Origin of the sequence: Flavobacterium johnsoniae UW101, from assembly GCF_000016645.1 — a bacterium.
Taxonomy (GTDB): Bacteria; Bacteroidota; Bacteroidia; order Flavobacteriales; family Flavobacteriaceae; genus Flavobacterium; species Flavobacterium johnsoniae.
The window spans coordinates 1,006,070-1,032,415 of record NC_009441.1; the positions used below are offsets into that span (position 1 = coordinate 1,006,070).

General features: G+C 33.3%; 29 protein-coding genes. 18 read left to right on the forward strand and 11 right to left on the reverse strand.

From position 1 onward, the window contains the following. Window positions 1–9: 9 nt before the first annotated feature. Together FJOH_RS04640 and FJOH_RS04645 are read right to left on the reverse strand one after the other, a co-directional pair. A complete protein-coding gene (locus FJOH_RS04640; protein WP_012022977.1) occupies window positions 10–489 on the reverse strand; it encodes a gliding motility lipoprotein GldH in 480 nt (159 codons plus the stop codon). After that, entirely contained in the window at window positions 473–1,843 is a 1,371-nt protein-coding gene (locus tag FJOH_RS04645) for a PSP1 domain-containing protein (protein WP_012022978.1), read from the reverse strand. Before FJOH_RS04645 ends, FJOH_RS04640 begins: the two co-directional genes overlap by 17 nt. A 317-nt stretch (window positions 1,844–2,160) precedes the next feature. Between FJOH_RS04645 and FJOH_RS04650 the strand changes: the two genes are divergently transcribed. The 10 genes from FJOH_RS04650 to FJOH_RS04695 all read left to right on the forward strand — a co-directional run bounded on the left by FJOH_RS04650 (window position 2,161) and on the right by FJOH_RS04695 (window position 11,260). After that, window positions 2,161–2,631 (forward strand): DUF4304 domain-containing protein, encoded by a 471-nt coding sequence (locus tag FJOH_RS04650; protein WP_012022979.1) that lies wholly within the window; start codon window positions 2,161–2,163, stop codon window positions 2,629–2,631. 205 nt (window positions 2,632–2,836) lie between these two features. Next, on the forward strand, window positions 2,837–3,721 hold the full coding sequence (locus FJOH_RS04655; protein WP_044048222.1) for a hypothetical protein: 885 nt from the start codon (window positions 2,837–2,839) through the stop codon (window positions 3,719–3,721). A gap of 144 nt (window positions 3,722–3,865) precedes the next feature. After that, entirely contained in the window at window positions 3,866–4,279 is a 414-nt protein-coding gene (locus FJOH_RS04660) for an SMI1/KNR4 family protein (RefSeq protein WP_012022981.1), read from the forward strand. Between the two features lie 89 nt (window positions 4,280–4,368). Beyond that, window positions 4,369–5,268, forward strand: a complete 900-nt coding sequence (locus FJOH_RS04665) for a hypothetical protein (protein WP_012022982.1) — start codon at window positions 4,369–4,371, stop codon at window positions 5,266–5,268. Window positions 5,269–5,426: 158 nt separating this feature from the next. After that, on the forward strand, window positions 5,427–6,218 hold the full coding sequence (locus FJOH_RS04670; protein ID WP_012022983.1) for a hypothetical protein: 792 nt from the start codon (window positions 5,427–5,429) through the stop codon (window positions 6,216–6,218). Window positions 6,219–6,448: 230 nt separating this feature from the next. Then, a complete protein-coding gene (locus tag FJOH_RS04675) occupies window positions 6,449–7,630 on the forward strand; it encodes an ankyrin repeat domain-containing protein (RefSeq protein ID WP_012022984.1) in 1,182 nt (393 codons plus the stop codon). A 29-nt stretch (window positions 7,631–7,659) separates the two neighbouring features. Further along, window positions 7,660–9,012, forward strand: coding sequence for an ankyrin repeat domain-containing protein (locus FJOH_RS04680; protein ID WP_012022985.1), 1,353 nt, complete (start codon window positions 7,660–7,662; stop codon window positions 9,010–9,012). 17 nt (window positions 9,013–9,029) lie between these two features. Then, on the forward strand, window positions 9,030–9,476 hold the full coding sequence (locus FJOH_RS04685) for a hypothetical protein (RefSeq protein ID WP_012022986.1): 447 nt from the start codon (window positions 9,030–9,032) through the stop codon (window positions 9,474–9,476). A gap of 169 nt (window positions 9,477–9,645) precedes the next feature. After that, the gene (locus FJOH_RS04690) at window positions 9,646–10,200 is read left to right on the forward strand and encodes a hypothetical protein (RefSeq protein WP_012022987.1); all 555 of its coding nucleotides are present in this window, start codon (window positions 9,646–9,648) and stop codon (window positions 10,198–10,200) included. A 16-nt stretch (window positions 10,201–10,216) separates the two neighbouring features. Continuing rightward, window positions 10,217–11,260: an XAC2610-related protein gene (locus FJOH_RS04695; protein WP_012022988.1), complete on the forward strand. Its 1,044-nt coding sequence runs from the start codon at window positions 10,217–10,219 to the stop codon at window positions 11,258–11,260. A 50-nt stretch (window positions 11,261–11,310) separates the two neighbouring features. Here the strand turns inward: FJOH_RS04695 and FJOH_RS04700 are convergent, their stop codons facing one another. From FJOH_RS04700 to trhO, 4 genes are all read right to left on the reverse strand, one after another. Then, window positions 11,311–11,541 (reverse strand): ferredoxin, encoded by a 231-nt coding sequence (locus FJOH_RS04700; RefSeq protein WP_012022989.1) that lies wholly within the window; start codon window positions 11,539–11,541, stop codon window positions 11,311–11,313. Continuing rightward, on the reverse strand, window positions 11,541–12,782 hold the full coding sequence (locus FJOH_RS04705; RefSeq protein WP_012022990.1) for a peptidase U32 family protein: 1,242 nt from the start codon (window positions 12,780–12,782) through the stop codon (window positions 11,541–11,543). Before FJOH_RS04705 ends, FJOH_RS04700 begins: the two co-directional genes overlap by 1 nt. A 274-nt stretch (window positions 12,783–13,056) precedes the next feature. Further along, the gene (gene tnpA / locus FJOH_RS04710) at window positions 13,057–13,491 is read right to left on the reverse strand and encodes an IS200/IS605 family transposase (RefSeq protein ID WP_012022991.1); all 435 of its coding nucleotides are present in this window, start codon (window positions 13,489–13,491) and stop codon (window positions 13,057–13,059) included. 24 nt (window positions 13,492–13,515) lie between these two features. Beyond that, window positions 13,516–14,904, reverse strand: a complete 1,389-nt coding sequence (gene trhO / locus FJOH_RS04715; protein WP_012022992.1) for an oxygen-dependent tRNA uridine(34) hydroxylase TrhO — start codon at window positions 14,902–14,904, stop codon at window positions 13,516–13,518. Between the two features lie 235 nt (window positions 14,905–15,139). On the opposite strand from trhO, the gene FJOH_RS04720 reads away from it, so the two are divergent. Genes FJOH_RS04720 through FJOH_RS04730 form a run of 3 tightly spaced genes read left to right on the forward strand, consistent with a single transcriptional unit; the run spans window position 15,140 to window position 20,829 of the window. Beyond that, entirely contained in the window at window positions 15,140–16,315 is a 1,176-nt protein-coding gene (locus FJOH_RS04720; protein WP_012022993.1) for an efflux RND transporter periplasmic adaptor subunit, read from the forward strand. A 3-nt stretch (window positions 16,316–16,318) separates the two neighbouring features. Continuing rightward, window positions 16,319–19,465 carry an efflux RND transporter permease subunit gene (locus FJOH_RS04725; protein WP_012022994.1) on the forward strand — a complete coding sequence of 1,049 codons (3,147 nt, stop codon included), beginning with the start codon at window positions 16,319–16,321 and terminating at the stop codon, window positions 19,463–19,465. After that, window positions 19,462–20,829 (forward strand): efflux transporter outer membrane subunit, encoded by a 1,368-nt coding sequence (locus FJOH_RS04730; protein WP_012022995.1) that lies wholly within the window; start codon window positions 19,462–19,464, stop codon window positions 20,827–20,829. The genes FJOH_RS04725 and FJOH_RS04730 overlap by 4 nt, the downstream gene beginning before the upstream one ends. 360 nt (window positions 20,830–21,189) lie before the next feature. Here FJOH_RS04730 and FJOH_RS04735 read toward each other — a convergent pair whose 3' ends face one another. From FJOH_RS04735 to FJOH_RS04745, 3 genes are all read right to left on the reverse strand, one after another. Continuing rightward, window positions 21,190–21,468, reverse strand: coding sequence for a hypothetical protein (locus FJOH_RS04735; protein ID WP_012022996.1), 279 nt, complete (start codon window positions 21,466–21,468; stop codon window positions 21,190–21,192). 106 nt (window positions 21,469–21,574) lie between these two features. Next, window positions 21,575–21,862: a hypothetical protein gene (locus FJOH_RS04740; RefSeq protein ID WP_012022997.1), complete on the reverse strand. Its 288-nt coding sequence runs from the start codon at window positions 21,860–21,862 to the stop codon at window positions 21,575–21,577. A gap of 73 nt (window positions 21,863–21,935) precedes the next feature. Then, a complete protein-coding gene (locus FJOH_RS04745; protein WP_012022998.1) occupies window positions 21,936–22,217 on the reverse strand; it encodes a helix-turn-helix domain-containing protein in 282 nt (93 codons plus the stop codon). A 125-nt stretch (window positions 22,218–22,342) separates the two neighbouring features. On the opposite strand from FJOH_RS04745, the gene FJOH_RS04750 reads away from it, so the two are divergent. Genes FJOH_RS04750 through FJOH_RS04760 form a run of 3 tightly spaced genes read left to right on the forward strand, consistent with a single transcriptional unit; the run spans window position 22,343 to window position 24,631 of the window. Continuing rightward, window positions 22,343–23,641 (forward strand): hypothetical protein, encoded by a 1,299-nt coding sequence (locus tag FJOH_RS04750; RefSeq protein WP_012022999.1) that lies wholly within the window; start codon window positions 22,343–22,345, stop codon window positions 23,639–23,641. A gap of 3 nt (window positions 23,642–23,644) precedes the next feature. Then, window positions 23,645–24,169, forward strand: a complete 525-nt coding sequence (locus FJOH_RS04755) for a hypothetical protein (protein ID WP_012023000.1) — start codon at window positions 23,645–23,647, stop codon at window positions 24,167–24,169. A 30-nt stretch (window positions 24,170–24,199) separates the two neighbouring features. Next, a complete protein-coding gene (locus tag FJOH_RS04760; protein ID WP_012023001.1) occupies window positions 24,200–24,631 on the forward strand; it encodes a hypothetical protein in 432 nt (143 codons plus the stop codon). Window positions 24,632–24,686: 55 nt separating this feature from the next. Here FJOH_RS04760 and FJOH_RS04765 read toward each other — a convergent pair whose 3' ends face one another. Next, the gene (locus FJOH_RS04765; protein ID WP_012023002.1) at window positions 24,687–24,878 is read right to left on the reverse strand and encodes a hypothetical protein; all 192 of its coding nucleotides are present in this window, start codon (window positions 24,876–24,878) and stop codon (window positions 24,687–24,689) included. A gap of 53 nt (window positions 24,879–24,931) precedes the next feature. Continuing rightward, window positions 24,932–25,237 (reverse strand): hypothetical protein, encoded by a 306-nt coding sequence (locus FJOH_RS04770; protein ID WP_012023003.1) that lies wholly within the window; start codon window positions 25,235–25,237, stop codon window positions 24,932–24,934. 243 nt (window positions 25,238–25,480) lie between these two features. Between FJOH_RS04770 and FJOH_RS04775 the strand changes: the two genes are divergently transcribed. Both FJOH_RS04775 and FJOH_RS04780 read left to right on the forward strand, forming a co-directional pair. After that, entirely contained in the window at window positions 25,481–25,939 is a 459-nt protein-coding gene (locus FJOH_RS04775; protein WP_044047495.1) for a Panacea domain-containing protein, read from the forward strand. After that, window positions 25,932–26,330, forward strand: a complete 399-nt coding sequence (locus FJOH_RS04780) for a hypothetical protein (protein WP_044047496.1) — start codon at window positions 25,932–25,934, stop codon at window positions 26,328–26,330. Before FJOH_RS04775 ends, FJOH_RS04780 begins: the two co-directional genes overlap by 8 nt. The last annotated feature ends 16 nt before the right edge of the window (window positions 26,331–26,346 follow it).

Below are 26,346 nucleotides of genomic sequence, written 5' to 3' on the forward strand. Positions count from 1 at the left end.
ACTATTTTTCTAATCTTTTTGTTCTATTCTAAAACCTACGTCTGTAATACCCTCTAAAGCCTCAACTCCGGGAATTTTCCCTGATTCTCTAACAGCCTGTTTGATATGGACTTTGTACTTTCCTTTAAACTTCACATCTTCTTTGTAGTACAGTTTACTTTCTTTAATATCAGTAAAACCGTTCCCCATTAATGTCCCGTCCGGGTTTGCCATTTGGTATTCTAAAGTGTCAACTTTTGTAAAACCGCTTGGTGTTTCAATAGCCACAATTAAAAATAAATTATTGAAAGGATAATTGTTGTTATCTCTCAAATTTACAAACAAATTGTACTTTTTGGTAGAATCTAAAACTGGCAGGTCAAAAGTTACAACGCTGTCTTTGTGCCAGGCACTTCCAACAGATTTGTACTCATCGAATACTCTTTTTTTATCGCACGAAAAAAGAAGTATCGCTGCCAAAAGAAGAATCCCGCTATTTTTTATTCTCATTTTTTGTGATAATTATAGGTTTTCTAGGTTCAGCTGGTTTATTATCATTTGAATTCTGCTTATTCGGATTGTTTGAATTATTCGAATTTTTGTGCTTGTTCTTATGATTAGGTTTATTGGGGTTCTGTTTATTCTGCGGATTTGGGTTTCCGCCTGCTGGTTTATTGTTGTTGTTATTTGCCTGTTTTGGTTTTTCCGGCGCAGCAACAACCGCACTTTCAGCACTTTGCTTTTTCTTGCGGTTTGGTTTTTTCTTTCTTTTCGGCTGATCGAAACGTGTTAAACTTTCCTGCCCCATTGCATTGTTGAAGTCTTTTTCAGGTTCTGAAGTAACTTCAATTGCAAAATCTTCTAAAGAAGAAACTTTGTTTTTTTGTTTGTTTTCGGCAATAATTTCTTTTACCTGATCTATTTTTAAAACGTGCCAGTTTGCAAAATTATTAGTATAAGCAAACCACATTAATCCTTTAAAAATATCTTGTTTTTGGCAGACAGCATCACCTTTTTCGGTTACGAGTTTGGTATCGTAATCCGGAAAATCCTTCAAAGCGTCCATGTAAGTATCTAACTCATAGTTTAGACAGCATTTTAGTTTACCACATTGTCCGGCTAATTTTTGCGGATTAAGTGATAATTGCTGATAACGTGCCGCCGAAGTATTTACACTTCTAAAATCTGTAAGCCATGTTGAACAGCAAAGTTCACGTCCGCAAGAACCAATACCGCCCAAACGAGCTGCTTCCTGACGGAAACCAACTTGTTTCATTTCGACTCTGGTGCTGAATTCTTTTGCAAAATCTTTAATTAAAAGTCTAAAATCGACTCTGTCATTTGCTGTGTAATAAAAAGTTGCTTTCGATCCGTCTCCCTGAAATTCAATATCCGAAATTTTCATTTCCAATTTATGCTGAATTGCCAGTTCACGTGCGCGAACTTTCATTGGTTCTTCGCGGTCACGTGCTGTAGACCAGATATCGATATCTTTTTGAGATGCTTTTCTGTAAATTTTTGGAACTTCGTTACTATCTGGATTAACTCCTTTTTTCTTCATTTGAATTTTAACCAATTCTCCTGTCAAAGTAACAATTCCAATATCATGACCAGGCGATGCAACAGTTGCTACAATATCGCCAATGCTTAAACTTAATTTTTCTGAATTTCTAAAAAATTCCTTACGTCCGTTTTTAAAACGAACCTCAACACAATCAAAAATCGCCTCTCCATTAGACGGACTCATGTTCGAAAGCCAGTCAAAAACCGTCAATTTATTGCAGCTATCGGTGCCGCAACTCCCATTATTTTTACAACCCTTAGGCGCGCCGCCATCTGAGGTTGAACAACTTGTACATGCCATAATTATATATGTAGTGCTGCCAGAATGCAGCTTAAGTTCATAAACGTTTGATCGGTAAAGATAGTATTTTTTTTATTTTGCCCTTTATAGATTAGTTCTAAAGGGGTGTTAAATAAAAAATGCCTTGATTTTAAACAAAATTTTGTTCGAAACATCTTCTTTTCTCCAATGAATAGATCAAATAAAAAACTTATTCTGTTTGTTTTATGTCTTATACTGGTCATTTTTACTATTACCCTAAGGTACTTTTGTGAGTTACATTTTGAGTAATTTCTTTCTAACTATAAAAATTAAATAACAGTATTAATTTTCAAATAATGAAAAATAAAAAAATACAAACAGGTAAAATCTTTGGCAAAGCTGCTAAAGAAACCGGATTTAAAGGCAGTGGTGTAACTCGTTATATTGAATTTCCTAATTATTGGTTACTCGTAAATCATCAAAAATCATTTTACAGCATTCATTTTTATGCAAATGTTGGCTTGATTTATAAAGAATTGGTAGATCATACTATTACTGAAGATGAACTAAAAAATGCATTCAAGGGAAAATCTGCTATTTTTCCTCATGTAACTTTTAGAATTGAAAGTTGCCCTGGAATGCCTGAGGATTTAACTATACAAATTGGCCGTGCAGTTGAAAATGGGCAAGAAGAAAGACTAGAAAATGTTCTTAAGGAAGCGCTAACTAAATTGCTGTCTTTTATGGAAAAAAACTACAGCAGACAAGATATACGAAAAATGTATGAAGACAAAAAATTATCTGCCATGATACTTAAAGAGGTTTAAAAATATAGTATGAATAATCCCCTCGCTGGCGCGAGCATCTTGCTCGTGAACACAAGTTTATAAAATTGAGATTATTGATTTAGAAGACGTTTATGAGCAAGATGTTCGCGCTAGCAGGAGAAACCATTTAATGCAAAATGAGCCAACTACGAAGAAAAAAACGTCAATTTTCAAGCCAATTATACAATTTATAAATTTAAAAAACATGATAGACAGCAAATTAATCAAAATACTTTCTAAAGTATATCAATATAATAATGAGAACTATAACTTTAAAAAAGATATTAGTTTATATAAACTCCCTAACAACTTTAAAGAAAAAGATCTTTCCTTAATACAAAACAGCAGATTTGAAATCAATAAAATAGAACATTATGAACACAATTCTGTTATTAAAGAATTAAAAAAAATAATTACTGAAAATAATTTAGAAACAATTGTCTATAATTTATTCTTAAGAGCTGTTGGAACTGGGTTTCATAGAGGGCTTCAACCCATAATGAGCTATTTATTTGCAATACAAGTTCCTGAGCATGATTTTGAGCCATTGAAAGATCGACATTATCGAAATATTTGTAAAATTTGTGGACTTCCAAAAGAATCATGGGAAAATGATGGAAAAAATCTCTACAATTTATATATAGGATATTGTCCAATGTTTGGTAGTTTAGAATCTCTTTTAGATCTTAAGGAAGTAGCTACATTTGAAAACATAAGATCGACAGATGACGATATTAATATTTTCAAAAAATTAATTACAACCATTGACAATGCAGTCGAAAAAGAAACGCCAACGGACTTAAAAAACAGAATATCAAGAGTAAAGATCTTACCGAACAGTAATAATGTTTCAAGAACATGGCTTATCAAAATTTTGGCTGAGTTGGGTATAATGAAAAATACATTCGATGAAAATTATAGTTCTTTAAATAAGTTTGTTCCATATTATCAGAGATTAGAATGGGAATTAAAGCTACATGAAAAGGCCCCAAATCATAGAGTGGAAATTGATTTCCCTATATCAGCATGGCGTGGTAAATTAGGAATAAATTATAGCATTGTCGAACAAATTCTGACAAAATTAGAATAGCGTAAATGATTTTCCTTTCTTACTCAAGCATTTTGCTCGTGAACACAAGTTCTATAAAATTGAGATTATTGATTTAGAAGACGTTCACGAGCAAGATGGTCGCACTAACTAGGGAATATTAAAAAATATGTGAAACAAAATAATATGAAATTAATTCTCGAAGAATCGGAACAAAAACTAACAATAAAAGAAATCATTGAATTTGAAAAACTCTTTAATTGTCTACTACCCGATTCATTTAAAGATTTTTATCTTTTAAATAATGGTGGTTTTTTACCCGAAGAAAATTACAATCGTTTTATTTTAGGCGGATTTAATTCAATTAAGTATGGAAAACTTCCTATTGAACGGATTTATAAAGATTTGATTGAAGATTTCAATAATTTAAATCAAATGATTCCATTTGCATATGATTATGGAGGAAATTGTTTTCTATTATCTTTAAAAAAAGAAAATTCTAATTCAATATTTCTTTGGTTAATAGATGAAAAAGAACTTGTGTTTGTTTGTCAATCTTTTGACTTATTTATTTCTTATTTGGAAGATGATATTAAATGATAATTCGATTTCTCGATTGGTCCTCGCTAGTGTTAGTATCTTACAGAAATATAACTTTTATTAAATTAACTTATAAAATAATTTAAGTAATGATAAGAAATCCCTTTGATGTAATAAAAAACTCTACTTCCAATCATTATGGGAGATATTATTGTATTGGAAACAGAAAAGAATGTTATCACTTTGAAGAAGATGGGGCTATAATAATTCCGTGGAATAAATCTAAAGATATTAATCTCGAAACTGAGATTTTGCGACTAATTCCAATAACAAAAACTGATAAAACAAAACTACCGAATTTTGTAACAAAACTAAAAAAATTGCGTTTTCTACAAATTCCCATCCCTATGCTTTCTAGAGAAAATGTTACTCTTACTCCAGAGTTGGAAATACTCTTATTGATTAATTCAAATCATAATCTTCAATCTGATGTAAAATGGGATGGTATTGAGTCCATTAACAGTCTAAAATCCATTATTTTTCAAAATGAATTTGGCTCCAATAATTGTATTGATCAGCTTACAGGATTTAATATTAATAACTACAATCTTGATTATTTGAATTTTGATCTCCTGAAAAACGGGAATCTTTTAAAAAATATTGAACCAAACAATTCATTAAAAACTGTTGTTATTTCAAATATTGGAAATTTTAACATAACAGATTATTTACCAAAAAACATTGAAGAAATTGGCATTATTACATCTGGAAATAAGTTTGACTTAAACAACCTGATACATTTTTCAAATTTAAAATCAATTTTTTTAAATGGAGTTAAATCAGAAGTTGATTGTTCAATTTTTAGCAAAATGAACAATCTTACAACTTTAAACATAATAAATTCTAAAAACATAAAAAATACGCACACCATTATCGAGAATCCATTTCTAAAAAATATAACCTTTCTTAATTGTGGAAAACCATTTAGAGGATTAATAAATAATTTTGATTCTTTTAAATATGAAACACTGGATATTAAATTTTCCTAATTAAAATAATCAAAATCAAATTTATACTATGTGTTATAAACCCCGAAAATATTTTTTGCGCTTGGCTTATCTGAATACAATTCTTAGGAACTTGATCTTTAATAACTAGATTTTTTTTAAATAATTAACTCCATTTGAGTTTACAAAAAATTAAAACCATGAAATTTTCAATAATTACAAACCGAATCGAAAAAGAAACTAAACTTAAAAATTTCGATACTCTTGAAAGTGAAATAAATAATTGTAAAAACATTGACGATTTTATCGTTTTAAACAATGACCCTGCTATTGATAAAGCTATTTATTTACAAGCAATAGTTACAGACAAAGAAAAGTTTACGCTGGAAATAAGACTGGAATACGACAATGACTTTTCGCAGTATGGAATTGAAAAAGTCACAAAAACAGAATGTTTACATATTTTCAGGCAATATTACGAGGGCAATTTACCTGATTTAAATCAATGGGAAAATATAACAAAATATCTTCTAGAATATTATTATGATACAGAAATTGGTCTAAATCAAGAAACTGTACATCCTTCATTCAATGATTACTTTAAATCTGATTTTTATTTCAGCATAAGTGACTTTTATTCGCCTTTTGGTAATGATGCCGGTTTTGACGCTATGATCGAAACTGAGAAATTTTTACAAGAAGATGATTCAAACAACTTTCATCTTATCCAGTTTATTAATGAAATCAAAATTGAGAATTATGATTATAATGAGAATAGAGACAACGAAAATTTACATTTTTTAGTTTACGATCATAACGCAATTGTATCAATTGGTTTTACAAACTTAAAAGTAAACGGATTTATCATGGAAGATGTAAAAGAAAAAACTCTGGCTTCGCTTAATTTTTTAAATCAGGTTCAAAATCATGAAAATTACCAAATCATGATTTCAGATTTAAATAAAATTGAAGCCCAAACGTATGGTTTATAAAAGCTGCTGCAACTTTGTTTTAGCAGTTTTGTTTCTGTTTTAAAACATCATTTTTTCAAAAAAACCTTATTCTGTCCATTTTATGCCGTAAAGAGGCATTTTAAATTTTTATTCTGAAATATATTTGACAATTTTATGTTTTATCTTACAACATGATTTATGTTCTCATGAATTTAGAATTCTTGAGAATATAAATTGCGCTTATATTTCAACTCAAAAATATTTTTTACATGCAGACACAGAATATTATCGAACAGTACATTTTTCAAGGAAATCTTGACGCCGCGAGAGAAGCAATTAAAAATGGCGAATCCTTTTCTGAGCAATATCTTAAAAACAATTTTTCGCAGATAACCGCCAAAATTTTTGAAGCAAAAGCTCTTGATCTTGTAGAAGCTTTGATAAAAGCAGGCTTTATAGAAACTGATATTTACGAATTAGACAGTTTTGATAAATCGATTTTCAGTTCATTGGCCCGAAATATAAAAGGTGATGACGAGTCTTTGGCTTTCTTCAAAGAAATAATGTCGAAAATGGACAATGTCAATGACGAAATAAGCGACCAGACTTTATTGGGTTACTGCATCGAAAAGGAAGCCGTTCCGGAAATCATTAAAAGTTTAATAGAAGATTTTGGCTGTAATGCTGATTATAAAAACAATGCACAGGAAAATCTGATTCATAAAATTGTAAATAACTATTCTCTAAATGCAGAGAAAGGCAAAGAATACATCAAAACTCTTGTTGAAAACGGAGTTGACATCAACGAAAAAAATGTTGTTGGTACTACGCCCCTAATGTATGCAGTGAAAAGAAACAAAAAAGAATACATTCCATTGCTATTAGAAAATGGGGCCGATCCTAACGAAAAAGACAATCAGGAAAACAGTTCTTTTTATTATGCTGTTGGCGAACAATTTTCTATGCCCATGTATGAACTTTTAGCAGAATCATCTACGGCAGACTTTAACAGCATCAATAAAGACGGAAGAACTTTGCTGACCGAATTTATCCGTATGATGTCTGATTCAGAAAATGACTTGAATTCACTACAAAGATTATTATCTGATGGTGCTGACTTAAAACACAGCGCTTTATATTATGGAAATCCAAAATCAGGCATAGATTATGTAGCTGAGAAAAAATCCGGTATTCTAAAATCTGTATTAGACAGCGGCTCTATTGATATCAACGAACAGGACAATCAAGGAAACACCATCTTACACAAAGTCTGCGCATACAATGTAAATTATGATGCCGAAGCTGCAAAAGAAATCTATAGAAAAGTAAAACTGCTGCTTGAAAATGGCGCCGATAAAGACATTAGCAACGATAAAGACGAAACAGCCTTAATACTTGCTTCTACAGATAATTTGAAAATAAAAACTGTTGAACTTTTAATGAAAGCCTAATTTTTAGAAATATATAAAATCACGATTATATGTCAATGTCATTTATAATTGCCTGTGAAAACGGCAACCGAAAAATAGCCGAATTACTCCTTCAAAATAAAGAAGTAGATGTAAAATATACCGATGAAAAAGGAAGAACTGCTCTTCATTATGCCGCACATAGAGGATATCTGGATATTGTAAAAATTTTATGCGAAGATGGTGCAGATTTAGATTATGAAGATCATGAAGGCGAAACGCCTTTGTTCTTTGCCTGCCTTCAAAAACAGAAACAAACGGCATTGTATCTTTTAGAAAATGGAGCAAAAATCGAAATCAATGACAAAAGCGGAAACAGTCTTTTGCATTTAACGGTTCAGACTGCACAAATTGAAATTGCAACAAAGTTGCTCGAAGCCGGCATTGATGTTAATTTACTGAATAACAATGGAGAAACTCCGCTTATATTGGCATCTGCACGACTAAACAGAGAAATTATACAATTGCTTTTAGACAAAGGAGCCGATATTAATGTAACGGATAAGCAGGGAAATACGCCATTACTTTATGCTTGTTACACCAAATCGATTCCAATGGTGACTTTGCTTTTAGAAAATGGTGCCGAAGTAAATCATACCAACCATGCCGGAGAAAATGCTCTTTTAATTGCCTGTTACGAAACCAATAGAATGCTTGCCAAATTATTGGTAGAAAGAGGTGCCGATGTATTTACATCAAACAACAATGGATATTCTCCTATTTGGTATGCTTGTTCAAATAATCAGAAAGAAATTGTGGCTTTGTTCCTGGAAAATGGTGTTGATGTAAATTACAGCAAACCAGTCGCAGGCGATACTTCATCAATGAACGATTATTTGGATTGGGTTGTAAGCGCATCTAATATCGCTAACGATTCTAGTTTTACACTCAACGATTCATATAACTATGGCGGAGAAAGCCTTTTGCACGTTGCAACAAAAAAAGGAAATTTAAGTATGGTAAAACTGCTTATCGAAGCCGGAGCGAATATCAATATTCAAGATGAGTCTGGAAATACGCCTCTTCACTACAGTGCTGCCAACGGAAAGAAAGATGTTGTAAAATATCTGCTTGACAATAAAGCTGATGCATCAATCGTAAACGTGAAAGAGCAAAAAGCAATTGACTATTCAAACGTAAAAGGTTTTAATGAAATTACAGAACTAATCTTGAAATATGCTCCTTCGGGAACGGTTGTAAACCCTATACAAACAACACCGCAAAGTGAAGCACCAAAAGCCGATTCTTCAAATTCTATGGAAGCAAAGAAAAAAGCATTACTGGATTTAAAAGAACTTCTGGATGCCGGCATTTTAACATCAGAAGAATTTGAAACTGAAAAAAGTAAAATTTTGAAAGGGTAAAAATAAAACAACAAAATATGACAACCCAAATTGAAACAATCATTACCAACCTTGAGCAATACATTCAAAAAGCATACGAAACGGGAGATGAATATGAATTTATAGATCTTGCTTATGAAATATGTGACGAACTTGAAGCAATGGAAGATAATTTCAACGCAATAGAGCCACTTTTTGAACTTATTGAACGCAGTCCGGATATAGACTATGGCTGCCCAGGCCCATTAGGCAGTTTCATGGAAAATCATTATAAAAACGGATACGAAGAACTACTTTTAAAATCTATTGAACGTAAGCCAACAGAATACACCTTGTTCTTATTACATCGTCTGATAAACGACAAAAATAATTCTGAACATCAAAAATATCTGGATTTAATGAAGAGCATATCTTTAAATACAGCATATCCGCAAAACATTATCGACAATGCAAAAGACAGTTTCACCTATTTTGAACAAATCTAGAAAAGCTGAAACAAGCATTTCATAAAACAATAAAAAAAGCCTTTATTAGACTTTGAAAGAACTTCCAGATTTATGTCCGAAGAATTTATAATTACAATGCCGATTTTTGGAATTTATAAAAAGCTAAAAAAGATGTTCATCAGAAATAAAGTAAAATCCTAACCTTAAAATGATGTTTGATATTGTATCTGTAATCTCAAAACACACTGCATTTTTAGAAGACAAATTAAAGCAGTTAAATCTAAATCAAAGAAAAAGTATTGGTAAAGCTTTTATTCAATTCTATTTTCTATTGCCTGAAACAGTAGAATGTATCGAACATCATTTAAAAATTAAAATTTCTGAATCAAAGCTGATTGAGGATTTAGAAAATAATACTCTTCAGTATTTTAAAGATGCATTAAAAAACTATGATGCCGAAACAGATGAATATGCTGATAATTTTGAAGAACTCGATCCGATGGAAGTCAACATTATAAGCGGTTTAGAAAATTCTGTACTCACTTACGACAAATCAGAATATGCCGTTTACAACTTTTTATTGGTGATTGATATTTTGGATTATTATGAAAATTTCTCTGATAACCCTGAATACTGGAATAATCTGCTTAAAGAAGAAATTGATTTTCAACAGAAAATTGTGGAACAAATTTCAAACGGATCAGTTATTGACGAAAGCATCTATTTTGAGCGATATAAAGAAGTAAAGTTTGATGAAATCTAAATCAATACGATAACTTATGAAAATAAAATTGTGCTTAGTCGTCTTTCTTTTGGCAGAAATCTATCACGCAAATGCTCAAAAAGCTTATATCATTAATGATTTTCTTAAAGGTTATACTTTGTATTTTTTTAGTCATAAAACTGAATCTGAAACAAAAGAATATTATAAACTTACAGAGAATCAAACTAAGAAAACAGTACTCGAATATGGTTCGAATGAACTTTCTAAACCAGAAACACTAAAAACAGCTAAAATCACTGCTTTCAAAAGTATTCCAGAAAGTAACATTCGTGTTTTGGGTGATGTAAACTTTGATGGCAGACAAGATATAGTAATCCACGAAACCGAAATAAACGATGATGGCTGTTATACTGCTCAGGCAACAGCGTATGTTTTCATTAATACACCAGGCAATTTTCTCACCAGTCCAAGTATTAGCCGCTTATATAACGATGCTTATTGTGTACGAGGCGGATCATTTGAAATTGACTCTAAAAACAAACGTATTATTACTTCGAGCAGCGGCGGAGCAGCGCTTCATGTCTCCTCATACTACAGTATTTCTGGCATAGAAGCAAAAGAGATAGCTGCTTTTGAGGAAAGAGCGGATGCACTTTCTCCATTTATAACAATAACAGGTAAAAAATGGAAAGACAACAACTGGGTTTCCGTTTCAACTTTATCTGTTTATGAACCAGGCTTAGACAAAGTGTTTTCTTTTGACACTAAAAACGGAAAAGGACGGGTGCTTTTATTTAAAGTTAAAGATATTCTGTACTATGCCTTTCAGCAAAACGACGAATATAAATTTATCTCTTTTGCTTATCCTTCTAGTCCTGAAAAAGCGGACAAATCGGTTTTTAAATTTAGAAAACAGAATGCTGCTTATGAATTGGAATTTAACAGTGGTCCCATAAAATATATTGCATATGAAACTTCTACCGAAACAGGCATTAAAATTTATGTAAATGGGAAATTATCTGACTGGAAAGGAACAGCCAAAACTGGAACTTTAGCAGTATTAGCAAATACCGATTTTAAAAATGTGATCAAAGAATAACAACTCAATAAAAACAGCTGCGATTCGCAGCTGTTTTTATTTATATATTTCTAAGTTTCTTTAACTGTAATAATCTTTACTGGACAGGCTTTAGCTGCCAATTCACAACTTTCGACAATAGTATGATTTGGAGATTTTAAAGTATAAAAGCCTTTTGCATTCTGCGAATGAATTAAAACCGATTTCCCGTCTTTTTTAGACATTTGAAAATGGACGGGATCCATTTCGACACAGTAATTACAGCCAATGCATTTATCTCTTTGTAAAGTTACGATAACCATTATGCCTCAACAATTTTATATAATTTGTCCGACATTCTGATTCTAAATGGCAGTTTGAAACTGCAGTCATCGCCTTTTGTGGCTTTTTCTCCCGCGACATCATTTACAAACATTTCATCAATAATCATTTCCTGAGCGCCGGTGCTTGGTCCTGTTACTAAGATTTTATCGCCGATTTTAATATCATAAGCCTCAATCTTAAACTGCCCAACCTCAGCTTTTGGAAAATAATGGGTTCCTTTACCCACATACACCTTTTTCTGAGTCGCTGCAGATCCCGGAATATCACTCCACTCGCCTAATTCCTGACCCAAATAATATCCCGACCAGAATCCGCGATTATAAACGGTTTCTAATGCTTTCACCCAAACTGCGGTTTTTTCTTTTGAAAAAGTTCCGTCGTAGTACGCGTCGATAGCTTCACGATACGTTTTAGTTACCGTTGCCACATATTCCGGAGCACGACCTCGTCCTTCGATTTTTAAGACTTTAATTCCAGAATCAATAACCTGATCTAAGAAATCCAAAGTACACAAATCTTTTGGCGACATCATGTATTCGTTATCCAATTCAATTTCAAAACCAGTTTCCTGATCGATAACGGTATATTTTTTTCGGCAGTTTTGTTTGCACGCACCACGATTTGCAGATGAATTATGCGAATGCAGACTCAAATAACATTTTCCCGAAACTGCCATGCATAAAGCACCGTGTCCAAAAATTTCGATTTCGACTAAATTTCCGTTTGGTCCTTTGATCTGTTCTTTTTCAATTTGATCGGTAATATTTTTTACTTGGCGTAAGCTTAATTCGCGACTTAAAACCATAGTATCGGCAAATAAGCTGTAGAATTTAATGGTTTCAATATTCGTTATATTCAATTGTGTTGAAATATGAACTTCCATTCCAATTGATCTTGCCATAGCAATTACGGCTTGATCAGAAGCAATTACTGCTGTAATGTTTGCTTCTTTAGCTTTTGTCAATAATGTTTTTACAACAGATAAATCGTGATCGTAAATAATGGTGTTTAAAGTCAAATAGCTTCGAACGTTTTTGGCTTCGCATCGATTGGCAATTTCTTTTAAATCGTCAATCGTAAAATTCACTGTCGAACGTGCACGCATATTAAGCTGTTCAACTCCAAAATATACGGAATCACAGCCATTATCTAAGGCAGCCTGAAGCGACTCAAAATCTCCCGCTGGGGACATGAGTTCAATTGCATTGTTAATTGTCATTTTTGATTCTATTATTTCAATGAAATGATTTTTTAATCAGTAATCTAACAATTGACAAAAATAATGTGGGTGTAGATTAGATTCCTATGATTTATATCATAGTTTATATTTTAAAAAATATTTGTAAATCGTTACACAATCTTTATTAAACATAGCCCACGGTTTCAACCGTGGGTACACAATGCGAATATTCAACGTTACGCAACAATACGTTTCCCACGGTTGAAACCGTGGGCTATGCTTATATATATTGTGGTATTTTTTGGGTGTATCTTTATGGTGTATTTAATCCATGCAATTTTACAAAATCATCAAATTCGTCTTGTCCGTTTTTCTTAAGATGATGTTGTTTTTGATTTTTGATATAATTATAAACAGCATCTAGCTGAGATTCGCTTACTGCAAAAGCTGCGTAACCAGTTTGCCACGCGAATTTTTCAGGAATTAGATTTACTCCATTTATACAGTGAGAAGATCCTCCTTTCGCTTGACGAATTACATCTGATAGAGATTTTTTCGGATTTAATAAAAATAAAACATGTATATGGTCAGGCATTCCGTTAATGATTCTAGCAGGGCAATCCAAATCAATTAATTCATTATGAATATAATCATACACGGTTTTCTCAATTGAAAAATCAATTAATTCCTGACGATTTTTAGTTGCCCAAATTGCGTGAATCCATAATTTGGTAAAAGAATGTGACATTGTAAATTAGAGTTTAAAAAACCGCTAATTTATAATTTTATATAACTTATCTGACAATCTAATTCTAAAAGGAACCTCAAAGGTAACTTTATCACCAATTTTAGCAGTTTGAGTTTCTGCTCCATTAACAATGATTCTATTCAAAACCATTTCCTGATCACCCGTAGTTGGACCAGAAATTAAAATTTTATCACCGCTGTTTAACTCTTGGTTTTCTATAGTAAATTGTCCGACCTGCGCTTTTACATAATAATGTTCTGCTTTTCCAAGAAGGACTTTCTTCACTTTTATTTTCTGACGGATATCTGCTGGTTTAGCTCCGCTCCGTTCGGCTCCGCCTCGGGTTTGCGCTGTAGCCAAAGCAGTTTCCGGTAATTCACCTGAATGTTTGAATTTAAGGTTTTCAGATTTTCCTTTTCTAAATACTTTATTTCCAACTTGTTTTCCAGTTCTTAAACGAACCTGATCAACAAGAGGCATGTGGATAATCTCTAAACATTCTGTAGAACAGCAGTTTTCCATTGCAGTTTTACAGTCATCACACTGAATAAACAATAAATGACAGCCGTCATTTTCGCAGTTTGTATGGTTATCACAAGGTTTTCCGCATTGGTGGCATTGTGAAATAATATCATCTGTAATTCTTTCGCCAAGACGATTATCAAATACAAAGTTTTTACCAATGAATTTACTTTCTAAACCTTCTTCTTTCAATTGTTTAGCGTAATTAATAATCCCGCCTTCTAACTGATAAACGTTTTTAAAACCTTGGTGTTTAAAATAAGCACTTGCTTTTTCACATCGAATACCTCCAGTACAATACATTACCAGATTTTTATCGTCTTTGTGATCTTTAAGCTGTTCGTTGATAATTGGCAGACTCTCCCTAAAAGTTTCCACATCTGGAGTAATCGCACCTTTAAAATGACCAACTTCACTTTCGTAATGGTTTCTAAAATCTACTACAATTGTATTTGGATCATCAAGGATTTCGTTGAATTCTTTGGCTTTTAAGTGAACGCCAATATTAGTAACATCAAAAGTTTCATCGTTTAAACCGTCGGCAACGATTTTGTGACGCACTTTGATGGTCAATTTTAAAAAGGAATGATCGTCTTGTTCTACAGCAACATTCAATCGTATGCCTTTCATGAAATCATAAGCTTCGAGGGTTTCTCTAAAAGCTTCAAAGTTTTCGGCAGGAACACTCATCTGAGCATTAATTCCTTCATGAGCAACGTAAATTCTTCCCAATGCATCTAGTGCATTCCAGGCAAGAAATAAATCGTTACGAAATTTTTGTGGATCTTGAATTTTGGCATACGCATAGAAAGACAACGTTAGTCGTTGTTTACCGGCATCATCGATCATGATGGCTCTTTCTTCTGCGCTTAAAGTGTTATACAGTTGCATGCTATAAACATTTTTAAGTTAAGAATAAATGAATTACGAATCTATAAAATGGAATAAATTCGGGCGCAAAGGTAAGGCTTTCTTTTCAATTTTAAAAACAATAAAAACTCAGGATTTTACAGCCATCTAAACGAGATATTTTAATTTAAATTCTATCGTTTTAAATAAACAACATTGTTGCATTAATAAAAAACAATCTCTGCTTATCAATTGGTTACAAAAATTTATTAAATTTATGTGTATAATTTTAACATTTATGATTATGAATGCTTTAAAACTACCAATCCTCCCCCTCTTCTTTCTTTTAACCTTATTTACTTCCTGCAAAAAAGAACAGCCCAAAGCTCCGCCTCCAATGCAGGCTCCTTTTGTTACGGTCAAAAGTGAAGATGTCCCCATTTATAAAGATTTTGCAGGACAGACTTTTGGAGATTTAGACATTGAATTAATCGCAAGAGTTGATGGTATTCTCACCGGAATTCATTTTAAAGAAGGCCAGAGAGTCAAAAAAGGCCAGCTTTTATATACCATCGACCCGTTAGAATATGATACCAAAGTAGAGCAGGTTCGCGGACAAGTTGCCGGCGCTCAAAGTAATTTGGTAAATGCCGAAGAAGAATTAAAAAGAATCCGTCCGCTTGCTGATATGAATGCAGTCAGTAAACGTGAATTAGATGCCGCCGTCGCAAAAGACAAAGCAGCACGATCTAACCTCAACAGTGTACAGGCCAGTTTAAGAAATCAGCAGATTGAAAGAAGCTACTGCGACATCAGATCTCCAATTGATGGCGTAATTGGACTTTCCAATGCCCGATTAGGAGATTATATTACCCGAATTGGAAATGATGCGAAACTCAATACCGTTTCTAAACTAGAAAAAGTAAGAGTACAATTTACGGTCAGTGAATCTGATTATTTGCGATATCAAAAGCAGGTCAAAGCCGGAGAACGTATTACTGATCTTTCTTTAATACTTTCTGACGGAAGTACCCACCCATACAAAGGAAGTCTCAATTTCTCCGACACTAAAATAGATCCTACAACGGGAACTGTAACCATCGAGGCGCAGTTTCCTAATCCAGATGGTACTTTACGATCCGGACAATTTGCAAAAGTTCGTGTTTTAATTCGTACTCAAAAAGATGCCATTGTTGTCCCTCAAAAAGCAGTAACCGAAATTCAGGGACTTTTTCAGGTTTCAATTATAGATTCTAAAAACACGATTCAAACCCGAATGGTTGAAGTCGGACAAAAAATTGGTGTCGACTGGATTATTACCAAAGGTTTAAAACCCGACGAAAAAGTCGCTATTATTGGAAATCAGTTTATTCAGCCCGGATCAACTGTTGTTCCCGTTCCTTATGTAGCCGACAAAGATAAAAAGCAGATTGCATCATCTCTAAACAACTAGATTATGGATAATTTCTTTGTACGCAGACCAATCGTTGCTATTGTTCTCTCCATTTTCATTGTTTTAATTGGAGGCCTTTCTGTCCTTTCAACACCTATTGCTCAATATCCGGAAATTGCACCGCCTTTGGTACAAGTTTCAACAAGTTATCGTGGAGCAAATGCCTTAAACGTTGAGCAGGCCGTTGCCACGCCAATTGAGCAAAAGGTAAACGGAGTTGAAAACATGCTTTACATGCAGTCCACAAACACAGGTGATGGGAGTATGACGTTAAATATTACGTTTGATATGGGAACGGATTTGGATAATGCTACCATGCTGACCCAGAACCGCGTTAACGAAGCGACCAACAAACTTCCTAATGACGTTAAGACAACAGGAGTTACCACAAAAAAGTCGCTCTCAATGCCCATGCTGATTTTGTCCCTGTATTCTCCCAACAAAACTTTTGATGGAAACTTTCTGACCAATTATGCCAATATCAACATTGTAGATGCTTTGGCGCGTATAAAAGGAGTTGGAGAAGTTACGCTTTATGGAGGAAGTAATTATGCCATGCGAATTTGGGTCAAGCCCGATATTATGGCCAAATACAATTTGACGGTGCCTGATATTATACGATCCATCCAGGATCAAAATGCCATTGCCCCCGGAGGAAAATTTGGTGCTCCGCCGGCAACCGAGAATAACGAGTTTACTTATAACGTCATGCTGAAAGACCGCTTGGTTAATCCTGAAGATTTTGAAAATATCATTTTAAAATCAAACATCAATAATCAGCAGGTTCGTTTAAAAGATATTGGAACAGTAACTTTAGGAACAGAAAGCTATGCTTCAATTGCAAAATTAAACGGAAATCCTGCAGGAACTATCGGAATTAAACAAATGCCGGGTTCTAATGCATTGGAAGTTGCCGAAAATGTAAAAAATACTATAGAAAGGCTCAGCAAAAGATTTCCACAGGATTTAAAATACCGTGTTTCATTAGACACCACTTTGGCCATTTCCGAAGGAATCAATGAAATCATGCACACTTTGGTCGAAGCCATTATTCTGGTAATTATCGTGGTTTTTATCTTTCTTCAAAACTGGCGTGCAACTTTAATTCCGCTTTTAACCGTTCCTGTTTCGTTGATTGGGGTTTTTATGCTTTTTCCAATACTTGGGTTTTCTATAAATGTACTTTCGCTTTTAGGATTAGTATTGGCCATCGGAATTGTCGTCGACGATGCCATTGTAGTTGTTGAAGCCGTAATGCATCATATAGAACACGGAATGTCTCCCCGCGAAGCCACCAATCAGGCTATGAAAGAAGTTTCGGGACCCGTAATTGCCATTGCGATTGTATTGACCGCCGTTTTTATTCCCGTAGCTTTAACACCCGGAATTACAGGAAGATTGTATCAACAATTTGCTATTACAATTGCTATATCAGTGATTTTCTCTGCATTAAGCGCTTTAACTTTAAGTCCGGCTTTATGTTCCCTTTTATTAAAACCCAATCAGGAAGCAAAAGGATGGCTCGGAAAATTCTTTGGATGGTTTAATGATAAATTTGGAAAATTCACCAATAAATACACTGGCTTTTCTGGTTTTCTAATTAAAAAAACAGCTCGAAGCTTAATCTTCATCGGAATTATCGTTGGAGCGATTATTCTGTTGGGAGGAAAAATTCCAGGCGGTTTTGTCCCCGAAGAAGATCAAGGCTATATGTTTGTAAACATTGAACTTCCCGGCGCATCATCTTTGGAAAGAACAGGGAAAGTGATTCAGAAAGTAGAACATATTCTTTCACAAAATCAAGGTGTTGAATATTATACTTCGGTTGCTGGATTTAGTTTAATCAAAAACTCGGTGGCAACCAACAACGGATTTTTCTTCGTTGCTTTAAAAGAATGGAAAGAACGAGAACAAGATGTTTTTCAGATTTTAAAAGAAGTCAATGGAAAAGTAGTTTTCGGAATTCCCGAAGCAACTGTTTTTGCATTTGGTCCTCCGCCGATTACAGGAATTGGAAATGCTGCCGGATTCTCAATGATGCTTCAGGATCGTGAAGGAAACACACCGCAGTATCTCTTTGCAAATGCACAGCAATTTATGGCTGAAGCCAAAAAGAGACCTGAAATTGGAACGATCCGAACGACTTTTAATCCGAATGTGCCACAGATTAGTCTGGACATCGACAGGGAAAAAGTAACAGAATTAAATCTTTCTTTATCTGATGTGAATATCGCCATTGGTGCCAGTTTAGGAGGGCAATACATTAATGAATTCAACAAATTTGGACGACAGTATATCGTACTCCTTCAGGCTGATCCAAGTTATACTGTAAATCCAGAGGACATTAATAAGATATTTGTTCGGAGCAAAGACAACAAAATGATTCCGATTTCAAGTATTGCCACAATCCGAAAAGTAAGCGGTCCCGAATTTACAACTCGTTTCAATTTGTACCGAGCTGCAGAAATTGGAGGAACTCCCGCTCCCGGATTTACTTCGGCGCAAGCCATGACTGCTTTACAGGAAACGGCCGCTAAAGTACTTCCTGCGGGAATGGGTTACGAATGGGCAAACATGAGTTATCAGGAAAAACAGGCCGAAGGAAAAGGAAATACCGTTTTTATCATGGCACTGCTTTTCGTGTTTTTAATTCTCGCCGCCCAATACGAAAGCTGGAAACTGCCATTCAGTGTTTTGCTCGGAACGCCTTTTGCGGTTTTTGGTGCATTTCTAGGATTGTACATCTGCCGATTACTCAGCCCGGATTATGTAAATAATGTTTTTGCTCAAATTGGCTTGGTGATGCTGATTGGACTTGCGGCTAAAAATGCCATTCTGATTGTAGAATTTGCAAAAGAAGAATATGAAAAAGGAATGCCTGCAAAAGATGCTGCTTTATATGCTGCAAAACTGCGCTTCCGTCCTATTTTAATGACGGCTTTTGCTTTCATTTTGGGAGTTGTTCCATTGCTGACGGCAACCGGTGCAGGAGCCCAAGCCAGAAAAGTTATGGGTATGACAGTTTTTAGCGGGATGCTTGTCGCTACTATTTTGGGAGTTTGTCTGATTCCCGTATTGTTTGTATTTATTGAAACCTTCGGAAAGAAAAAAACCGATGAAACCGATGAACCTAAAAAGGACGAACAATGAAAACTCTAAAAATACTTCTAGCAATATTTTTGATAGCTGTTTTCCCTTACGGATGTATGGTTGGACCAAAGTATGCCAAACCAGAACAGCCTCAAACAGATTCTTTCCGTTACAGCAATCAGTCTGCTGATAGCACAAAATCGGTTACGACTATAAAATGGTCATCGATATTTAACGATGATGTCTTAATTGGTTTGATTGAAAAAGGAATCCAGAACAATTATGATCTTAAAATTGCCATTGCTCGACTAGAGCAAGTACAAGCCAATCTTGGAATGGCAAAAGCCGATTTATTTCCTGCTTTTCAATATTCCGGTCAGGTCAATAGTGCCGAAACTTTCATGCAGCCTTCATCAGTATTTGCCAATATGTCTTGGGAACTTGATTTTTGGGGAAAATACCGTCATCAGACTAAAGCTTTACAAAATGAACTTTTAGCTTCTGATGAAGCCCGAAAAGTAGTATTGTCTAATATTGTAAGTACAATTGCGACTTCTTATTTTGAACTGCGAGACTTTGATAATCAATTGGAAATTACCATTCACACTTTAGAAACCAGACAAAAAGCGTATGATATTATCAACGAACGTTTTATAAGCGGTTATGTTGCGGAATTGGATAAAGTACAAATCGAACAGCAGGTTGCCATTGCCGAAGCAAATATTCCGCTAATTAAAAGACAGATTACGGCTTTAGAAAATTCAATTTCAATTCTGGTTGGACAAGTTCCACAGCCTATTCCAAGAGGAAAAACCAACAGTGAATTATTGATTTTAACAGAGTTCCCAACTTCTGTACCATCTGCATTACTGGAAAACAGGCCCGATGTAAAACGTCAGGAGTATTTGTATAAAGCCGCTTTTGAAAGAATTGGCGTTGCACAAGCGTTGCGATATCCGTCATTTAACATTGGAGCGCTTGCCGGTTTTGCGAGTATTACGGTTGGAGATTTATTTAACGACGGTTCTTACACACAAAATGTCGGCGCTGGAGTTGCAGGTCCGATCTTCAACTTCGGAAAAAACAAAAGACGTGTTGAAGTCAATCGACAAATTGCAGAAGAAATGAAATTCAATTTCCAGAAAACCTATTTAACCGCAATTTCTGAAGTCGAGAACTCGCTCCAAAACGTGGCGATGTTTAAAGAAGAATGGACTGCCAGAAACAGGCAAGTCGTTGCGGCTCAAAAAAACTACGATCTTTCAAACGCCAGATATTACAATGGTTATGTTTCGTACTTAGAAGTTTTGGACGCACAAAGATCTTTGTTTGAAGCGCAGTTGAGCCTTTCGCAATTAACTCAAAAACAATTAAGTTCGATGGTTCAGTTATATAAAGCGCTGGGAGGAGGATGGAGCTTTTAAAGGTTATGAGATGCTAAGACACTAAGTTTTTTGTTTTTATCTAACTATCATTCCGTAGGAATGTTTCATTGGTAGAAAAAAACAGCAATCATCCGCATTTACGTTCCTACGGAACGTTCGGATGTCATTTTTTTAAGGGAGTGATATACATGTGTAACCTAAAAATATAAAATGCTATATAACTTTCATATATAGTAAATTTTGATTTCCATCATGGATTATATTTTGTTTGTTTTCATTTTTTTGCGGGAGGAACTAGTAATAATAATTGATTTTTAAATTGCAATAAGGCATTATGTTGTGTGTCAATCATATTTTGAAAAGTGGATATATTTGCTTTTGTGTAATGCTTATTTGTTCTTAAATCTTATACACTTTTTCAGACAGTCCTTTTTGATACTCTTGTTTAGCAACATTCAAATATTGTTGAAATGTTATATTAGGATAAAGGAAATGATTTGCCCCATCATTATCATCAATGTATTGTTGAATTATAGATTGAACCTCTAAGTGTAAATTTTGAGTAACTTTAAAAACAGCTAGTAAATTATTTATTTCTTCATCAGGTTTAGAATTAAATGTTTTTTGGTATGTCAACCAAGCAATAATTAAACCAGCTATACCTATAAATAGTTCCATAGTTTCATATTTAAATTGCCAATAAAAAGAAATTTAAAAAGCTTCTCGATTTAAATTTTTGTTTAAGGTTATTTCTGGCAAAATAAACTATTTGCAAATAATTTCCTTACGGTTTCCCGTAATTTGAGGAAGAATATCCTTTTTCTATATCTCTCTTGTATTCTTCTATTTGTTTTCGATGTTTTTCTTTCTCTATTTCAAATTCTTTCATTCGTTTTTGATAAAGTAGTTCCTTTTGGTAAAGTTCTTTATCAATTCTTTCCTCTTCTCTTTTTAATTCTGCAATATTGTGGCGACGTTTAATAAATATAACAGTCAGCACAACGAGAAGCGTTACTAGAACAATCATCTGAATTTGATAAGTATTAAATCTAATAAATCTTCTAAATTTCATACCATAAATATTTATCAGTTAATTATTTCAGAATGTATAAAGATACAGCTTCCTCACCTAAAAACTTACTTAACTATGAGTTTTTATCTTTATCCGGCATCTGTTTTGAATTAGGAATATCAATTCCTCTAAAGAATTCTTCTAGACTTACATCTAGTAGCCTGCAGACTTTTATTAGAGTTTTTAATTCAAAGTTCGCCCCCGTTTCAAGTCGCCAATAAGCACTGCGGCTCATTTCTAGAGCAAATGCAATGTGCTCGTAATTAGAGTAGCCTTTCTCTTTTCTCAATTCTTTTAGGCGCAAAGCAATTGCATCTAATTCTTGTAAATTTTCTTTTTTTCTCGAGTGTTCCATACGTCAAATCTCAAGATTTTGTCTTTTCTGTGGTACTCTATTAAAAAGTACACTATATAATAGAATTTTTTCAATATATTTGTCATCGAAATCCTAACATTCCAATAACATAAAACCTTATTAAAATGAGAAAAATTACAATGAAACTATTGCTTTCACCTTTTGTTATTTTGTTTGTACTGCTTACCATAAATTTTGGCTGTTCAAGTAATGAAAAAGATGAAGACAAATCAGTTATTGATTTTGAAATAACCGAAATCACTAATGTGACGGAAAATTCGGCTGTCATAAATGCTGATTTAAAATCAAGCGGAAAGGAAAATATTCTATATCGTGGTGTCTGCGTTGCTATGCAAACTAACCCAACAATTAATGATATAAAATATGAAGAGGAAGGAAATATTTTGGGTCAATATGTTTCGAAATTTGAAAATTTGCAATACAATACAAAATTCTATGCCAGACCTTTCATTACAACAAATTCGAAGACTATCTATGGAAATGAACTTACGTTCACAACCAAAAACATTAGTGTTCCGGCTGTAAACACTTTAGAAGTTTCCTTGGTTACGCAAAATAGTGCAGTATTTAATGGTAAGATTGAAAGTGATGGCTCTTCTAAAATAGTATCTAAAGGTTTCTATTATAGCAAAACAAATCCTAAGCCTGAGTATAAAGATGAAAGAGTTGAAAGCACAGGTAATTTTGAATTTTCCAGTTCTATAACAGGTTTGGAGCAAAATACCACATATTATGTGCGTGCGTTTGCAAGCAATATTGCAGGATCTGCGCTAGGAAATGTTGTTTCCTTTAAAACATCCTCTTATGTTTTACCTATTCTTACGACAGCACAAATTTCTACGATTGGTGAAACAACTGCAATTGGCGGCGGCACAGTTATAAGTGAAGGAAGCCATCCTGTAACTGAAAGAGGTATTTGTTGGGCAGCTTATCCTAATCCTACCATTACCAATTCAAAAACAAAAGACGGAAATGGCATAGGTTCTTTTGTGTCCAATTTATACAGCTTACAACCATATAAGTTATATTACGTTCGAGCATATGCGACTAGTGCAGCTGGAACAGCTTATAGTGAGGGTGTTGTCTTTAACACAATAGGTGGTAATAAACCAAGTGTTGTTGCCTCAGCTAGAGCAACAGGAACAACTCTTTATGCGACTGTAACGGTTAAATCAAAAGGGAGTGATAATATTAAAAGTATAAGTATCGGCTGTTTTGACATGGATGGAAATAGTGTTGGAAAAGTATCCAGCAGTAGTGGTTGGAACAGTCAAGATGCTTCACCGTCTGTAAATTACGAAATTACAGGACTATCACGTAATAACAAGTATTATATTATTGGATATGCAACCAATGGTGTTGGAAAAGGTGCAAGTGAGAAAGTTTACTTCTCAACATTATAACGGATGTGTGAGTATTTTGTTGAAGACACTATTCAGTTTTTTGATGCCATAGCCAAAATAAAGAGTGGAAAAAATGAAGAAGCTTCTATACTTATTGGAAACAATGTGGATCATTGTCATCTTTTAAGATTCTTAGATGCTGTGAAATTGAATATTGTTGGTCGCAATGTGAACTATAATATTTATCTCGATTGTAAGGAATTATCATCAAATCCTGCGTGGAAATTTAATTCAACTTTACTTTTCCATTCTGATAATCATGACATCACTTATTCAGGCTTAAAATTCACTTATAACATTCAATCATATGACTTGATGGATGATCCAATTTTGAATTCGTTCTCAATTGTTTTCATGGAATTTTACAACTCAGAAATAAACTTTAAAGATTGTCATTTTAAAAATAGTACCGATAGGATATTTGAAATTATAGTCAAAAATGAATCAACTATCATTTTTGAAAAGTGCAATTTCGAAGGAAACTTCAATTTTATATTCGATATACAATCAAATATAATCATCAAATAAACTAAAAATAACCTTTTAAAAACATAAAACATGAACATTTGCAAGTGGTGTAATACCAAAGTAGCCGATAGCGATACGGTTTGGTATCGACGAAATTTAGTACTAGGTTATTCCTTCTGTTCCAATAAATGCGCAACTCAATGGAAAAACAGTAATCAGGAATTTACCAACAACGGAAATAATTCCAATGGTAGTAAAACAATTGAAGAGTTACAGTATGAGCGTGAAGAAAAGAAGCTTCGTCAAGAAAAAAACGAACAGGAAAATATTGAAACAGCAAGAAAGACTATGGCTTTAATTCGAAAACTTACACCACATTGGAAAATTATAATTCCGACGCTGATAGTGATTTTAAGTGTTGTATTTTATTTAAATCCGATGGGCGGACAAATACTATCATATATATACCTTCTGCTTATCATTGGGGCTTTTTGGGCATATTTCACAGAGCCAAAAGAATAATCCATTCCTTTTAAAACATGACAAAAAGAAAAACCTGGCTTTAAAGCCAGGTTTTTTACTTTTCAAGAATATCTTCTTTCGAAAGTATAGTTGTTTCTTCTACGTTATTTGTAGCAACAATACCTTCAGGTCTGATTTCTGTAATCTTTATATTTTCTTCTTCTGGATGTGTTTCAATATCTTGAATGGATTTTGATTCACTGAATTCCTGGTTTTGAAAATCTTCGTAGCTAAGTATCCTCTTCATAAAAACTCTTTTCTTTTATATATTAAAACCTTTGAGGACACTTTTACTTTTTTTTATTTATATTTATTTTTCATTTCAATGAAGTTCCAATACTCATATATACTTTTATTTAACTCAGAACGTTTCTCTATTTTACGGAACAACTCTTCTCGAAGTAATCTCTCTATCTTTTGGAAATTTTCTTTAGTTAATTCTTTATCATAGGTGACAAGAAAATCGTTGCAGAAGTATACAACTTCATATCCTTCTGTTTTATCAACTTTTTCTTTGTCTAAATCTCCTTTATAATGTGGGTTGTCACCACCATCAGCTGCCCAGGAATAATCTTTAAAATGCAAATCTTTCTTTGTGAATTTCATGATATATAATTGATTTAGTTAAATTAGAATATCAAAAATATAAAATTAACAAACGAAAAATAATAGATTTCGATGATATTTAGATCCTATTTATTGGGAAGTAACAAATATCGAAAATTTACACAACAGATATTTTATATATACAGTAGGTTATTTATAACAAAAAATGAATCTACTGATTTTCACTGTATTAATAAATTGAATTATTCAGTAATATTCTTAAATTTGCAAAAAAACAATTCGATGGCGTATAATGTTGTAGACATAGCAAATAAAATAATTGCTAATATAAATACAGAAGCAGGTGATTTGATTTCAAACTTAAAACTTCAGAAACTTTTATATTATATGCAGGGATACTATATTGCTATTTTTAATAAAAAACTGTTTGATGACGTAATAGAAGCATGGCAATATGGTCCAGTTGTTCCTACCATGTATATGCACTTTAAGGAATTTGGTTCAAGCGCAATTACAATATCAGATGAAATAAAAGAAAATATAATAAGATTAAATACAGATGAGGAAGAAAATCTGTTTAATGACGTTTTTGAGCAGTACAATCAATATTCTGCTATTGCACTAATGAACATGACGCATGATGAAAAGCCATGGCGACAGATATTTAATGCAAATCCAAAAGGGGAAATTGATTTCGATTTATTAAAAGATTTTTTTCTGACTCAAGTTGAAGATGACTAAAAAAATAAAAAGTAAAAAAGTTCATGAGCCTAAAATCAAAAAACCGGAATCAACAACGGAAGTTGATTATCCTGTATTTTGTTTTAAACATTTACAAGAAACGCACAATAAAGACTATAAATTTTACTTAGATTTTATTCTACGATTGAAAAGAATATCAAGTCTCTCGTGGGATTATATACATACTCAAGATAGACATGGATATGGAACTGAAAAAATGCCGATTGGAAAAATTAAAAAACAATTACCCAATTTTATAACTCCTGATGTATCTCATTTGACTGTATTTAGAGCAAATTCAGACAAGAGACCATTCTTAGGAATAAGAAATAACAATGTATTCCACGTAGTATTTATAGAAGAAAATTTTGGTGATATTTATGATCACTAAGATTCCTAAAAACTTT